The sequence below is a fragment of the Streptomyces sp. CB02923 genome, from assembly GCF_001905005.1.
GTDB lineage: Bacteria > Actinomycetota > Actinomycetes > Streptomycetales > Streptomycetaceae > Streptomyces.
Genome location: NZ_LWKZ01000005.1, coordinates 73,856 through 87,800 on the forward strand (window position 1 = coordinate 73,856; position 13,945 = coordinate 87,800).

Here is a 13,945-nt window from a genome sequence, read left to right on the forward strand (position 1 = left end):
GGGCGCGGAACGGATGCGGTCCGTCCCGTGCGCCCTGCCGTTCGCTGCGTACGCCGCCGCTCAATCTACTGGCCGTGGCGCGCCGCTATGTCCGGTGCGGACAACGCAACACGCGCACTTCTCCCGAACGGAACATGCCGACGTCCCGCTCCTCCCCCTAGCCTGCGAGCACAACCCCTTCAGTACGACCCGTTCCACCCCCAGGAGACTGCCATGACCGAACTGTCCGGAGGCCCCGCCCTCCCCCAGGAGCGTCGCGTCGTCACCGCGATCCCCGGCCCCAAGTCCCAGGAGCTGTGGGCCCGCAAGCAGGCCACGGTGGCCGGGGGCGTAGGGGCGGTACTGCCCGTCTTCGCCAAGCGCGCGGGCGGCGGCGTCCTGGAGGACGTCGACGGCAACTCCTTCATCGACTTCGGTTCCGGCATCGCCGTGACCTCGGTGGGCAACAGCGCGGAGGCCGTGGTGCGCCGCGCCGCCGCGCAGCTCGCGGACTTCACCCACACCTGTGTGATGGTCACGCCGTACGAGCCGTACGTGGAGGTCTGCGAGCAGCTCGCCGAGCTGACCCCGGGCGACCACGCGAAGAAGTCGGCGCTGTTCAACTCCGGCGCGGAGGCCGTCGAGAACGCGGTCAAGATCGCCCGTGCGTACACCAAGCGCCAGGCGGTCGTCGTCTTCGACCACGGCTACCATGGCCGGACGAACCTGACGATGGCGCTGACCGCGAAGAACATGCCGTACAAGCACGGTTTCGGCCCGTTCGCCCCCGAGGTCTACCGGGTGCCGCTGGCCTACCCCTACCGCTGGCTGACCGGCCCGGAGAACTGCGCCAAGGAGGCCGCGGACCAGGCCATCTCGCAGATCACCAAGCAGATCGGCGCGGAGAACGTGGCCGCGATCATCATCGAGCCGGTGCTCGGTGAGGGCGGCTTCATCGAGCCGGCCAAGGGCTTCCTGCCCGCCCTCGCGGACTTCGCGAAGGAGAACGGCATCGTCTTCGTCGCGGACGAGATCCAGTCCGGCTTCTGCCGTACCGGCCAGTGGTTCGCGTGTGAGGACGAGAACATCGTGCCGGACCTGATCACGACCGCCAAGGGCATCGCGGGCGGTCTGCCGCTGGCCGCCGTCACCGGCCGCGCCGAGATGATGGACGCGGCGCACGCGGGTGGCCTGGGCGGCACCTACGGCGGCAACCCGGTCGCCTGCGCCGCGGCGCTCGGCTCCATCGAGACCATGCGCGAGCTGGACCTGAACGCGAAGGCCCGGCGGATCGGCGAGATCATGAAGCCGCGCCTGCAGGCGATGGCGGACAAGCACGACATCATCGGTGAGGTCCGCGGCCGTGGCGCGATGATCGCCATCGAGCTCGTGGAGCCCGGTTCCAAGGAGCCGAACCCGAAGGCGACCGCCGCGCTGGCCGCGGCGTGCCACCAGGAGGGCCTGCTGGTGCTGACCACCGGTACGTACGGCAACGTGCTGCGCTTCCTGCCGCCGCTGGTCATCGGCGAGGACCTGCTGAACGAGGGTCTGAACATCATCGAGAGCGCGCTCGCGGCGGTGTGAACCGAAGGAGGGGACGGCAGGTCGTGAAGAATGTGTGCGGGGCCCATGGTGGGCAGGTGATCTGGCTGTCCGGTCCCGCCTCACTGCCGTACGGTTTCTGCAGATGAGAGAAACACCCCGCTCACAGGAGACTGTGAGCGACGCCCGGACGGCGCTTCCCCAGCTCCGGCCAGGCCGTGCCTTCGTGCACGCATCCGGGGCCCCGCGCCCCGGGAATCCTCACCGATCGGACGGCCGCCCGCCCCAAACCCCCCGGGGCGCGCGGCGCTCCGGTCAGCGCGGCCGCCTCGGAACCACCCCCCCTGTTCCGAGGCGGCCGACCTTCTTCCCCCACCGCCTCCTGTGGACGGGCCTGCTGTGCGCCGCGCTCTTCGCGGTCCTCACCTGGCAGGTGGCCTCCGGCGGTCCGCTGCGCGCGCTGGACGAACGCCTCGGCCGCGCGGTCGTGCACAGCTCCGTACCCACCGCCCTGGCGGAATTCTTCGCCGACCTCGGCAATACGGCCGTCGCACTGCCGGTACTGGCGCTCGCGGCGCTGTACGCGGCCTGGCGCGGACGGCGGGCGGCCGTGCCGCGGGGGCCGGACGCCCCCCAACAGCCGGACGGTCCCCAACAGCCGGACGGTCCCCAACAGCCGGACGGTCCCCAGCGGCCGGGTGGTCCCCAGCGGCCGGACACTCCGCGCTGGTGGCTGCCGCCGTCGGCCGCCCTGGTGACGATGGCCGTGGTGCCCGCGCTGGTGGTCCCCCTGAAGCGGTGGCTGGCCCGGCCCGGCCCGCCGGAGATGGCGGGCGGTGCACACGACGGTTTCTTCCCCTCGGGCCACGGGGCGACGGCGGCCGTCGCGTACGGCGCGGTGGCCCTGCTGCTCGCCGCGCCCTGGACCGCCCGCCCGGCACGAACACGCAGGCCGATGACGGCCGGCCTCGCGGCCGCCGTGGGGCTGCTCGACCTCGCGGTCGGCATCGGCCTGGTGCGCCGCGGCTATCACTGGCCGCTGGACGTGCTGGCCAGTTGGTGCCTGGCCGGGGTGCTGCTCACGGCCTGCGCGGCCGTGTGCGGGCGGTGGGCGGACCGTCCGTACCGGAGGCAGGACGGCCCGCACCGCCCGCAGGACGGTCAGTTCGCCGCGCCGAACAGCTCCGACGCGATGTAGTGGCTCGGGCGCCAGCTGGGGCCCGCCGGGATGCCCACCCGCTCCGCCTCGTGCCGCTTCATCAGCCGGAAGCGGTCCATGCCGGTCTGCACGACGACGGCGTGCCAGGGCGTGAGCCAGTTGTCCGCCGCCTCCAGCAGCGCGATCCCGAACTTCGCCGAACCGCAGGTCTGCGGGTGGATGGAGAGCCGTACGGTCCGCCGGTAGTGGTGGGCTATCAGCTCGCCCCACGCGCGGCTGCGCCGCAGGACGCCGTACGCGCGGGCGCGGCACTCGCGCTGCAACTGGGCCTTGGAGCCGGTCCAGTCGGCGGTGTCCTCGACCAGGAAGCGGATGGTGCCGCGGTAGTGGCTGAGCGCCGGGCCGCCGGCCCGCACCTCGGCCCGCAGTTCCTCCACGCTCTGCGCGAAGTCCTCCTCCAGCCGCGCCCGCTTCTCGTCGTAGGTGCGGTTCTCGTAGACGTGGTCGAGGCCGAAGGTGTCGATGTGCCGCAGGCCGTTGGCGTCGATCATGTGGCGCAGCGCCTCGCCGTACGCGTCGATGTGCGCGTCCGGGACCCGTATCAGGTCGCCGAAGACATGGCCGTCCGAGCAGATCAGCAGCCGGGCGCCGGGCGGGTAGACCGCGCCGATCGCGGCGCACAGGTCGTCCAGGAAGCGCAGCGAGAGCAGTTCGCCGAGGTCGGGCAGGTGGCCGACGACCTTGGCGGGGTTGGGTGACTTGCAGGGGAAGGCCGGCAGGGTCAGCAGCACCGGCTCGCGGCGGGCGACGAACGCGCGGATCTGGGCGAGCTGTTCGGCGAAGCACCGCTCGGGCGGGTGGCTGTCGTGGGCGTGGCCGTCGGCTCTGTCGGCGCCGTCGCCGCCGTCGGCCCGTGTGTCCGCGGGTGCGCCGACGGGCCGGCGGTGCGGCAGGAGCAGTTCCAGGATCCGGGCGCAGTACTGCTCCGTGCGGGCCAAGTGCGCGGCGTCCCCCTCGTCCTCCCCCTGCTCGTGGCGCTCGGCGGGCTGCTCATACGTCACGGTCATGCGGTCCCCCGCTGGGTGTCGGTCCCGGTGGTGCCCCGGTGGTCGTGGACATGGCTGGGGAGCGGGGGATCGCCCAGGACGTGGACGCGGCGCAGGTGGCGCGGCAGTCCGCGGCGGTAGGGCACGCGGGTGTGCAGCAGGGTGTAGTTGTCGGCGATGACGATGTCGTCCTGCTGCCAGGCGTGGACGTACACGTGCCGGGGGTCGTACGCGGCGTCGCGGATGGCGGCCAGTTCGGCGGCGGCCGCCTCGCCCTCCAGCCCGTCGATGCCCACGTCGGGCTGGTTGATGATGTGCTCGCCGTCCGGCACGGGTTCGAGGAACCGCATGACCGGGAATCCGGCGTCGGGGTGCGGTTCGATCAGGGGCGAGACGACGAGTCCGCCGTAGTGGGAGACCTTGGCGTTGCGGTAGTGCAGGGTCAGGCCGCGCCAGCGTTCCAGGGTCGCGGGGTCGGCGTCGGCGAGGACGCGGGTGGTGTCGCAGAAGAGCGTGCCGCCGCCGTCGGCCGCTCCGGGGGCCGCGACGCAGTGGAAGACCTGGAACTCGGGGACGAAGTCGACGTACATGCCGTCCCAGTGCAGTGGCATGAAGCCGGTGTCGAAGACGTGGTCCTCGGGGTCCTGGTGGGCGCGTACGTCGAAGACCGTGCCGAACGGCCACTCCATCACCTCGCCCCAGGTGCGCGCGTAGGCGTCGAGCGCCGGGGCGTCGGCCGGGGCGGTGAATCCCCGCAGGGCCACGAGGTGGTGACGGCGGGTCAGGTCGCGCAGCCAGGGCACGGGGACGGCGGTGACCGGTGTGCCGGGCTCGGTCGCGGTGATCAGGACGCCGAAGGGGCCGGGGGCGGCGGTCGTCCAGGGCCGGGTGTCGTCAGGGGCGTCGTCGGTGGTCGGACCGGACGCGTGGACGGCTTGGGACGTCATGGTTCCTCTCCGGAAGGCGGCTCGCCGGACCGGTCGGTCCGGGCGCGGTGACAGCGACAGTACTTGAGACTTCAAGAACTTTCCACGTCGCGGCCACATCTCGCTGACACCCACGACGTTCCCGCCGCCCCCCGCGTGCGCGAAAGACACCTCCGGTGGCCCGAACCGGCCGTGGCCCGTTCGGTCCCGCGCCGCCCGCTTCTGCGCCCCCGCGGCCCGCACCAGACTCTCCGGGAAACACCCCCGAGGATGCGAGGACCCGGCATGATCGATCTCTTCCAGCCGCAGGCCGGTGACGCCGAACTGGCCTCCGTGGCCGCGGTGTTCGCCGACCGCTGGCTCGGCCACGGACCGCGCAGCACCGCCTTCGAGGCCGCCTTCGCCGCCCACATCGGGGCACGGCCGGAGCACGTGCTGTTCCTCAACTCCGGTACGGCGGGCCTCTTCCTCGCCACCGAACTCCTCGGTCTGCGGCCCGGCGACGAGGTGGTGCTGCCGTCGCCCAGCTTCGTGGCCGCCGCCAACGCGGTCGTACGGGCCGGCGGCCGCCCGGTCTTCTGCGACGTGGACGCCCGGACCCTGAACCCGACCGCCGAGGACGTCGAGGCCGCCGTCACGTCCCGCACGAAGGCGGTCGTGGTGCTGCACTACGGCGGCTACCCCGGCGACATCGCCCGCATCGCCGCCCGCTGCCGCGCCGCGGGCCGCACCCTGGTCGAGGACTGCGCCTGTTCCGTCGCCTCCCGCGTCGACGGCAAGGCGGCCGGCACCTTCGGCGACCTGGCGATGTGGAGTTTCGACGCGGCCAAGGTGCTGACCACCGGCGACGGCGGGATGCTGCACGTACGCGACGCCGAACTGGCCGTACGGGCGCGCCGGCTGGCCTACCACGGCCTGGTGCAGCCGACCGGGCTCGGCCACGCGCGGGTCTCGCACCGCTGGTGGGAGCTGGACGTGCCGGAGCCCGGCCGCCGGGAGATCGGCAACGACCTCACCGCGGCGATCGGGGCCGTCCAGCTGGACCGGCTGCCCGCCTTCCTCGCCCGCCGCAAGGAGATCGTCGAGCTGTACGACCGGGAGCTGGCCGGCTGCGACGCGGTGCGGGTGCCGCCCGCTCTGCCCGCCGGGCACGAGTCCTCGTACTTCTTCTACTGGGTGCAGATGGCGGCCCGGCTGCGCGACGGCGTGGCCGCCGCGCTCCTCCGCGACGGCATCTACACGACCTTCCGCTACGCGCCGCTGCACAAGGTGCCCGCGTACGGGACCGGCGGTCCCGCCCTGCCGGGCGCGGAACAGGCCGCCGAGGAGACGCTGTGCCTGCCGCTGCACCCGGGGCTCAGCGACGCCGACGTCCGCACGGTGGCCGCCGCGCTGCGCAAGGCCGTCGAGTCGTCCGGCTGACCGGCCGGTTCCGAGGAAGGAGAGCGGAGCGATGCACGTCCTGGTCACCACGTCCCACGGAGCAGGGCACGTCTTCCCGCCGGTCGCGCTGGCGCACGCGCTGCGCGCAGCGGGGCACGACGTCCTGTTCGCCACCCCCGGCGCCTCCTGCGCACACGTCGCGCGTGCCGGTCTGCACGGCTTCGACTCCTCCCCCGCCGCCGACACCGAGGAGATCTTCGGGCGGCTGCTGGCCGAGCGGGGCATGACCTTCGACCGGTTCCGTACGGACTCGCCGACGGCCGTGGCGCTGGCCGCCGAACTCTTCGCCAAGACCTCCCTGGCCACCGTGGAGCGGACCGTCGAGGTCGCCCGGTCGTGGCGCCCCGACCTCGTCGTCCACACCGAACTCCAGGGCGCCGGGCCGCTAGTGGCGGCCGTGCTCGGGGTGCCCGCCGTCGAGCACACCATCAGCTGCCACCACTTCCGGCAGATCAGCAGCCGCTTCGGGCCGTGGCTGGCGGACGCCTACCGGCGGTACGGCCTGGACGGCCCGCTGCCGCCCGCGGCGACGGTCGACACCCGCCCGCCCAGCATCGTCACGTACGGCATGGGCGGCTGGCCGATGCGGGCCCTGCCCTACACCACCGGCGCCGTGCTGCCGCCCTGGCTGCTGGAACGCCCGGCGCGGCCACGGGTCGCGGTCACCCTCGGCACCCTGCGCCCGCAGCTCAGCGGTGTCGGCGAGCTGCGTACGGTGGTCCGGGCGGCCGGCGCGGTGGACGCCGACTTCGTCCTGGCGCTCGGCGACGCCGACCCCGCCGGACTGGGCCGCCTGCCCGCCAACGTACGGGCCGAGGGCTGGCTGCCGCTGACCGCGCTCCTGGAGACCTGCACCGCGATGATCCACCACGGCGGCAACGGCACCACCCTGGCCGGACTCGGCGCGGGCGTCCGTCACCTGGTGCTGCCGGGCGGCGCCGACGACTTCGAGGTGGCGGAGATCCTGCGCAGGCGGGGCGTCGCCATGGTCAGCAGCCCGGACGCGGTGGACACCGGTCTGCTGCGCCGCCTGCTGGCGGACCCGGGCCTGAAGGCCGCGGCGGCCGAGGTCCGCGACGAGACGGCGGCCCTGCCCTCCCCCGCCGCCATCGTGCCGCGCCTGGAGAAACTGGCCTGACAGGAGCGGGAAGCGCGGGCGCGCCGGGCGGGTTCCGGACAAGTCCCCGCATCACCGTCGGCGAGGGGCACATTGTCGGCAGGATGACCGTGCACGCCGGGCACCGGCTCCACGGCCCGGTCCGGGTACCGCACACGGCATCGTCCACCGAGGGGATTCTCATGGCGAACGAGCTCAAGTACGGCGACCAGATCCACCTGCAGAACGGGTACAACGGCTGGGAGGGCGGCTACCTCGACACCAACGGGCACAGCAGCGCCTCGGGCGGCAAGTACCAGGTCTCGACCGCCGACACGCCCTCCCGCGGCAAGGGCACCGGCACCTGGGAGATCCAGTCGGCCACCGGCAAGGCGTCCGGCCAGCCCGTCGTCAGCGGGGACCTGGTCCACCTGCGCAACCTCTACGGCGGCGACGGCGGCTACCTCGACAGCAACGGCCACGCCTCCGACGCCCAGAAGACCGCGGGAGCCCTGTACGACGTGTCCACCTCCCAGTCCCGGGACCGCGCCCCGGGCACCGGCCGCTGGCGGATCTTCGCCCGCAGCTCCTCGCCGGCCGACCGGAACGTCCGCGCGGGCGACGTGGTCCTCCTGTGGAACACCTACGGCGACAACGGCGGCTTCCTGGAGACCAACGGCCACAGCTCGGCCACCGGCGGGAAGTACGACCTGTGCACCAACGCCTACTTCAACCGCAGCTCCGACGTGGCCGACTGGAAGATCCACCAGGCGTAGGCCGGGCCTCGTGACGGCTGTGACGGCCTGACCCCGTGCGGCCGGGCACCGGTGGCAGGCCGCCGCCGGTCCCCGGCCTCACACCACGTGCACCTCCGGCACGTACAGGATCCAGCGCCCGCCCGCGGCCCGGAACGCCTGTTCCCTGGACATGATCTCCGCCGCGTGGTTCCACGCGAACAGCAGCGCGTAGTCCGGGTAGGGCGCGGCGAAAGCGGCGGGCGGGCGGACCGGGATGCGGGCGCCGGGGGTCAGCCTGCCCTGCTTGGCCGGGGTGGAGTCGCAGACGTACGGGACCAGGTGCGGGCCGAGGCCGCAGTAGGTGGTCACGGTGCAGCTCTTGGCGGTGGCCGCGTAGCCGGCCACGGTGCGGCCCGCGGCGCGCAGTCCTTCCAGCAGCGTCACCAGGTCCGTGCGCACGCGGTCCACCCGGTCCGCGAAGGCGGCCAGTGCCGCCGGGGCCGTCAGCCCCCGAGCTTCCTCCTCGGCCAGGAGTTCCGCGACGGCCGGGGCGGGGGTGCGGCGGCCGGCGCGGGCGAGGGTGTAGCGGAGCTGGCCGCCGTGCACCGGCAGCCGTTCGACGCCGACGAGGCGGAACCCGAACCGCTCGGCCAGGGCCCGTACGGAGGCCGCGGTGAAGTAGTAGCGGTGCTCGTCGTAGAACTGGTCGAAGGCGGTACGCCCGATGATCTCGCCGAAGTACGGGTCCTCGAAGACGAACACCCCGTCGGCGGCGAGGAGTCCGTCCAGGCCCGCGAAGAGCTCCGGCAGGTCGGCGATGTCGCAGACGGTGTTGGCCGCGTACACGACCTGGGCGCGGCCTTCGGCGGCGACGACCTCGCGGGCCGAGTCGGCGGTGAGGAAAGCGCGGTGCACCCGTACCCCGCCGTATCCGGAGGGCTCGAAGGCGAGATGGCGGATTCCGGCCTCCCCCACGGTCCGCAGGACGACGCCGTCCGTACAGCCGATCTCGACGGCGAAGGCATCGTCCTTGCCGCACAGCTCGGTACGCAGCAGGCGCCGTCCGGTCGCGCGGAAGTGCGCGCGCATCGTCGCCGAGCCGGACGAGTGGTACGGGTAGCCCGGGTAGGGGCGGCGCTCGTGCGGGACGTCGTCGGTGAGCTGGACGAGGGCGCAGCGCCCGCAGTGCCCGACGGCGAGGCGGTAGCGGAACGCGTCGCACGCCCCGTCACCGGCCCCGCCGCACGCCCCGTCACGGGCCTCGTCGCGGGCCTCGTCGGGTGCCGGGAAGGCCGAGGACAGCGGGTGGTGCCCGAGGTCGAGGAAGGTGCGCAGCGGGGTTCCGCAGATCCGGCACGTCGGCATGGTCACTCCCATTCCCCGGCCGGGCCGGTCAGGCTGCGCAGGCAGGTGAGCAGGGAGCGGGCCTGGACGGTGACGTAGTGGCTGTGCCGCAGCAGGGCGGAGAGCTGGTGCGGCGTCACCCACCGGTGGTCCCCCGCGGCCTCGTACGGTTCGGGGCCGTCCACCGCCACGATCAGGTAGCGGTTGAGCGCGTGGTGGAAGCGGCCGCCCTCCTCCGACAGGAGGGCGTCGAAGAGCACGCGTTCCGGCGGCGCCTCCAGGACCTCGTCGAGGAAACGCGGGCGGGCCCCGGGCGGCAGCAGGTCGTAGTTCTCCGGCGTGCAGCACACCGTCGCGGTCAGTTCGGCCTCGTCCACGCTGCCCGGCTCGGCGGCGGCGTGCACCAGGACGTGCGGCACGCCGTCGATACGGGTGAGGAGGAAGGCGATGACGCCGGTGCCGCGCGGGCGCAGCATGGGCTGGGTCCAGCGCCGCACCTCCCGGCCGCCGGCCCGCACCTCGACCGCGACGATGTCGAAGAAGCGGCCGCTGTCGTGGCTGACGGCGTGTTCGGTGCGGTGCCAGCCCGGCAGGCCGCGCAGGGGTACGGGCCGGGTCCGCAGCCCGGCGCGGCTGCGGACGTCGGTGAGCCAGCGCAGGATCTCCCGCCCGGAGTGCGCCGCGCGGCCCGCGGGTCCCGGCGGCGGGGGCAGGCAGGCGAGCACGCTCCTGGCGTCCATGTTCACCACGTCACCGGCCGCGAGCAGGGCGTTGACCTGGGGCAGCGTCATCCAGCGGTGCCCCGGCAGCACTTCGACGTCCTCCGTCGTGCGCACGATCATGTTGCGGTTGCGCTTGCGGTAGAACCAGGCGCCCTGTTCCGACTGGCGGACGTCCGCGACCAGCCGGCGGGACGGCGGGGCACGGAAGTGACGCAGGTAGGGCACCGCGCGGCCGCCGTGCTCCCGGGTGAAGTTGGAGCGGGTGGCCTGCACGGTGGGGGCGAGCTGGAGGCCGCCCGCGTTGCCCGGCTCGGGTTTGGCCTGCATCAGAAAGTGCGGCACTCCGCCGAAGTCCTTGGCCAGCAGGCCCAGGATGCCGGTCTCGGGCTGGTCGAGGATGGGCTGCGCCCACTGCCGGACGGGGCCGTCGGGTGCCGACACGGCCAGTCCTTCGACGGTGAAGAACACGCCCCGGTCGTGGACGAGATCGCCGGTGCGGGCGTCGGTGTGCCAGCCTTCCAGGGCGTCCAGCGCAATGCGCCGGGAGCGGGTGTACGTCCGCTCGGCGGCCTCGGCGAACCAGCGGCCGAGATCGCCGGGCAGGGCGGGGGCCGGGTGGTCCGCCGGGCGGGGAGCGGCGGTCGCGGGCGCGTGCATCACAGCCCCCGCAGTACGCCGAGCAGGGCGTCGATCACCTTGTCCTGCACGCCTCGTGGCAGCGACGGGTACATCGGCAGCGAGAAGATCTCACCGGCCAGTGCCTCGGTGACGGGCAGCGAGCCCTGGGGAACGTCCAGGTGCGCGAACCCGCTCATGGTGTGCACCGGCCAGGGATAGCTGATGTTGAGCGCGATGTCGTGCCGCTCCTTCAGGACGCGGAGGATGCGGTCCCGTTCGGGGTGGCGGACGACGTACACGTAGTACACGTGCTCGTTGCCGGGGGCCGTGACGGGCAGCACCAGGCCGCTGTCCGCCAGCGCCTCCTCGTAGCGCCGGGCGACCGCGCGGCGCCCGGCGACATACCGGTCCAGGCGGCGCAGTTTGCGGCGCAGGATCTCGGCGTGCACCTCGTCCAGGCGGCTGTTGTGGCCGGGGGTGCGGACGACGTGGTAGCGCTCCTCCATGCCGTAGTAGCGCAGCCGTCGCAGCGCGGCGTCGACTTGGGCGTACGGCGTCAGAACCGCGCCGCCGTCGCCGTACCCGCCGAGGACCTTGGTCGGGTAGAAGGAGAACGCCGCCGCGTCGCCCATCGTTCCCGCCGGACGGCCGTGGTGCCGTGCGCCGTGCGCCTGCGCGCAGTCCTCCAGTACGGCCAGACCGTGTGCTGCGGCGACGGCGCGGAGCGGCGCCATGTCCACGCACTGCCCGTAGAGGTGCACGGGGAGCAGCGCGCGGGTGCGCGCGGTCACGGCCGCCGCCAGCTGCCCGGTGTCCATGAGGTACGTACCGGGGTGCACGTCGACGAAGACGGGGACGGCGCCTGCCGCGTCGATGGCCAGCACGGTGGGCGCGGCGGTGTTGGAGACGGTGACGACCTCGTCGCCGGGGCGGACGCCGAGGGCCTGGAGGGCGAGGGTGACGGCGTCGGTGCCGTTGCCGACGCCGACGCAGTGGGCGGTGCCGTGCCGGGCGGCGTACTCGGCCTCGAAGCCGCGCACGCTCGCGCCGAGCACCAGCTGCCCGGAGCGGAAGACCGTGTCGACGGCGTCGAGGACGTCCGTGCGCTCCTCCTCGTACTCGGCCAGGTAGTCCCATACGCGGGTGGTCATCGCCGTGCCGCCTCCTTCCACCACTGGGGGTTGTCTCGGTACCAGGCCACGGTGTCGGCCAGGCCGCGGGCGAAGCCGGTGCGGGGCGCGTGGCCCAGCTCCGTGCGGATCTTGGTCGTGTCGAGCGCGTACCGCCGGTCGTGGCCCTTGCGGTCGGGCACCCGGCGGACGCGGGACCAGTCGGCGCCGCACAGCCGCAGCAGCTGTCCGGTCAGCGCGAGGTTGGTGCGCGGGACGCCGCCGCCGACGTGGTAGATCTCGCCGGCCCTGCCGTGGTGGAGGACCCGGTGGACGGCCCGGCAGTGGTCGTCGACGTGCAGCCATTCGCGGACGTTGCGCCCGTCGCCGTACAGGGGCAGCTCGCGGCCCTCCAGCAGGCGGGTCACGAAGCACGGGACGAGCTTCTCGGGGTGCTGGTACGGCCCGTAGGTGTTGCAGCAGCGGGTGACCGACACGTCCAGGCCGTGGGTGTGGTGGCAGGCCAGCGCGAACAGGTCGGCGGCGGCCTTGGACGCCGCGTACGGGGAACGCGGCGCCACCGGCTGGTCCTCGGTCCACGCGCCGTGCCGGAGGGAGCCGTAGACCTCGTCGGTGGAGATGTGCACCATCCGGGAGACGCCGGTGCGCAGGCAGGCGTCGAGGAGCGTCTGCGTACCGAGCACGTTGGTGCGGACGAAGTCGGGCGCGGTGTCCGGGGCGAGCGAGCGGTCCACATGGGTCTCGGCCGCGAAGTGCACCACGGCGTCGTGGCCGGGCAGGAGCGAGAGCAGCAGCGGCAGGTCGCAGATGTCGCCGTGCACGAAGTCCAGCCGGGGGTGGCGGGCGGGCAGACTGGCGCGGCTGCCCGCGTAGGTGAGCCGGTCCAGGACGGTGAGGCGGGTGTGCGCGTCGCCGTCCTCCCCGAAGCCGCCGCCGAGGAGCGCACGGACGTAGTGCGAGCCGATGAATCCGGCACCGCCGGTGACCAGGAGCCTCACGCGGCCACCTCGATACGGGTGTCGTCGCCCACCACCAGCCGGTGCCGGCCGTCACCGGGACCGACGCGCGCCGCGCGCCCGATCAGCGAGCCGTGCAGGCCGCCGACCCGGTCGATCGTCACGCCGTCGAGGGTGACGGAGTCCTCGATCCCGGCCCGGCGCAGTACGCAGTCGCGGCCGAGGGCGGTGTACGGGCCGACGCGGCTGTCCTCGACGACGGTGCCCGCGCCGACGAGCGCGGGGCCCTCGATCCGCGAGCCGGTGACCCGTGCCCCGGCCTCGACGACGACGGCCCCGGTCAGCCGGCTCGCGGCGTCCACGGCGCCCGCCACCGCGGGCCGGACGTCCTCCAGCAGCCTGCGATTGCACGCCAGGACGTCCTCGACGCGGCCGGTGTCCCGCCAGTAGCCGTCGTACTCCCCCGCCCGGACCTCGGCACCGGCGGTGATCAGCCACTGCACGGCGTCGGTGATCTCCCGTTCGCCGCGCGGTCCCGGCCCGGTGGCGGCCACCGCCCGGTGGATCGCTGCGGTGAAGAAATACACGCCGACCAGGGCGAGGTCGCTGCGCGGCCGGTCCGGTTTCTCCGTCACCCGCAGCACCGCGCCGTCGGCGTCCAGTTCGGCGACGCCGAAGCGGCGCGGGTCGGGCACCTTCTGGACGACGAGCCGCGCGGCGGGCCGGCGGGCTGCGAATTCCGCGGCGGGCGCGCCGATGCCCGCGGGCAGCATGGTGTCGCCGAGGTACAGCACGAAATCCTCCGCGCCGAGGAAATCCCGGCCGAGGGCCACGCAGTGGGCCAGTCCCAGAGGCCGTTCCTGGCGCAGATAGGTGAGGCGGACGCCGAGGTCCGAACCGTCGCCGAGGGCCGCCGCGATGTGCCGGTCACGGGAGTCGACGACGATGCCGATATCCGTCACGGCCGCCTTCCGGAGGTTTTCCAGGACGTGCCGCAATACCGGCTTGCCCGCAATCGGGATCAATTGCTTGGGCATCGAGTACGTGAAAGGGCGAAGACGGGTTCCCGTCCCGCCCGACAACACCAGAGCCTTCATGGAAAAGGAGTGTCGGTGCGGCTGCCGTACGCGGGAAAGGGGCGGCCGGTGGACCGAACCGGCCGTGTCCCTTTCGGTCCACGACGCGGCCCCGTACAGCGGGCGGGAATTCCGGCCGGTGCCGGGGCACCGGCCGGAATTCCCGTGCCG

General features: G+C 73.5%; 12 protein-coding genes. 5 read left to right on the plus strand and 7 right to left on the minus strand.

Translation table 11 applies throughout. The annotated features are described in order from the left end of the window. Positions 1–213 precede the first annotated feature (213 nt). Together gabT and A6A06_RS40735 are read left to right on the plus strand one after the other, a co-directional pair. Complete coding sequence (gabT, locus tag A6A06_RS09380; RefSeq protein ID WP_073760748.1) at positions 214–1,563, plus strand: 4-aminobutyrate--2-oxoglutarate transaminase; 1,350 nt, start codon at positions 214–216, stop codon at positions 1,561–1,563. Between the two features lie 391 nt (positions 1,564–1,954). Then, positions 1,955–2,719 (plus strand): phosphatase PAP2 family protein, encoded by a 765-nt coding sequence (locus tag A6A06_RS40735; protein WP_199930781.1) that lies wholly within the window; start codon positions 1,955–1,957, stop codon positions 2,717–2,719. Here the strand turns inward: A6A06_RS40735 and A6A06_RS09390 are convergent. Both A6A06_RS09390 and A6A06_RS09395 read right to left on the minus strand, forming a co-directional pair. Further along, positions 2,683–3,747, minus strand: coding sequence for an L-tyrosine/L-tryptophan isonitrile synthase family protein (locus tag A6A06_RS09390; protein WP_073760749.1), 1,065 nt, complete (start codon positions 3,745–3,747; stop codon positions 2,683–2,685). The genes A6A06_RS40735 and A6A06_RS09390 overlap by 37 nt on opposite strands. Next, on the minus strand, positions 3,744–4,673 hold the full coding sequence (locus A6A06_RS09395; protein WP_073760750.1) for a TauD/TfdA dioxygenase family protein: 930 nt from the start codon (positions 4,671–4,673) through the stop codon (positions 3,744–3,746). Before A6A06_RS09395 ends, A6A06_RS09390 begins: the two co-directional genes overlap by 4 nt. A 264-nt stretch (positions 4,674–4,937) precedes the next feature. Here A6A06_RS09395 and A6A06_RS09400 point away from each other — a divergent pair, with 264 nt between their 5' ends. From A6A06_RS09400 to A6A06_RS09410, 3 genes are all read left to right on the plus strand, one after another. Next, positions 4,938–6,074, plus strand: coding sequence for a DegT/DnrJ/EryC1/StrS family aminotransferase (locus A6A06_RS09400; RefSeq protein ID WP_073760751.1), 1,137 nt, complete (start codon positions 4,938–4,940; stop codon positions 6,072–6,074). 31 nt (positions 6,075–6,105) lie between these two features. Further along, the gene (locus tag A6A06_RS09405) at positions 6,106–7,233 is read left to right on the plus strand and encodes a nucleotide disphospho-sugar-binding domain-containing protein (RefSeq protein WP_073760752.1); all 1,128 of its coding nucleotides are present in this window, start codon (positions 6,106–6,108) and stop codon (positions 7,231–7,233) included. A 161-nt stretch (positions 7,234–7,394) separates the two neighbouring features. Continuing rightward, complete coding sequence (locus A6A06_RS09410) at positions 7,395–7,967, plus strand: hypothetical protein (RefSeq protein ID WP_073760790.1); 573 nt, start codon at positions 7,395–7,397, stop codon at positions 7,965–7,967. Between the two features lie 78 nt (positions 7,968–8,045). Here the strand turns inward: A6A06_RS09410 and A6A06_RS09415 are convergent, their stop codons facing one another. Genes A6A06_RS09415 through A6A06_RS09435 form a run of 5 tightly spaced genes read right to left on the minus strand, consistent with a single transcriptional unit; the run spans position 8,046 to position 13,795 of the window. Continuing rightward, a complete protein-coding gene (locus tag A6A06_RS09415; RefSeq protein ID WP_073760753.1) occupies positions 8,046–9,293 on the minus strand; it encodes a class I SAM-dependent methyltransferase in 1,248 nt (415 codons plus the stop codon). A gap of 2 nt (positions 9,294–9,295) precedes the next feature. Further along, on the minus strand, positions 9,296–10,651 hold the full coding sequence (locus tag A6A06_RS09420) for an NDP-hexose 2,3-dehydratase family protein (protein WP_073760791.1): 1,356 nt from the start codon (positions 10,649–10,651) through the stop codon (positions 9,296–9,298). Then, entirely contained in the window at positions 10,651–11,763 is a 1,113-nt protein-coding gene (locus A6A06_RS09425; RefSeq protein WP_073760754.1) for a DegT/DnrJ/EryC1/StrS family aminotransferase, read from the minus strand. The genes A6A06_RS09420 and A6A06_RS09425 overlap by 1 nt, the downstream gene beginning before the upstream one ends. Then, positions 11,760–12,740, minus strand: coding sequence for a dTDP-glucose 4,6-dehydratase (rfbB, locus tag A6A06_RS09430; RefSeq protein WP_073760755.1), 981 nt, complete (start codon positions 12,738–12,740; stop codon positions 11,760–11,762). Before rfbB ends, A6A06_RS09425 begins: the two co-directional genes overlap by 4 nt. Further along, the gene (locus A6A06_RS09435) at positions 12,737–13,795 is read right to left on the minus strand and encodes a glucose-1-phosphate thymidylyltransferase (RefSeq protein WP_073760756.1); all 1,059 of its coding nucleotides are present in this window, start codon (positions 13,793–13,795) and stop codon (positions 12,737–12,739) included. The genes rfbB and A6A06_RS09435 overlap by 4 nt, the downstream gene beginning before the upstream one ends. Positions 13,796–13,945: the final 150 nt, after the last annotated feature.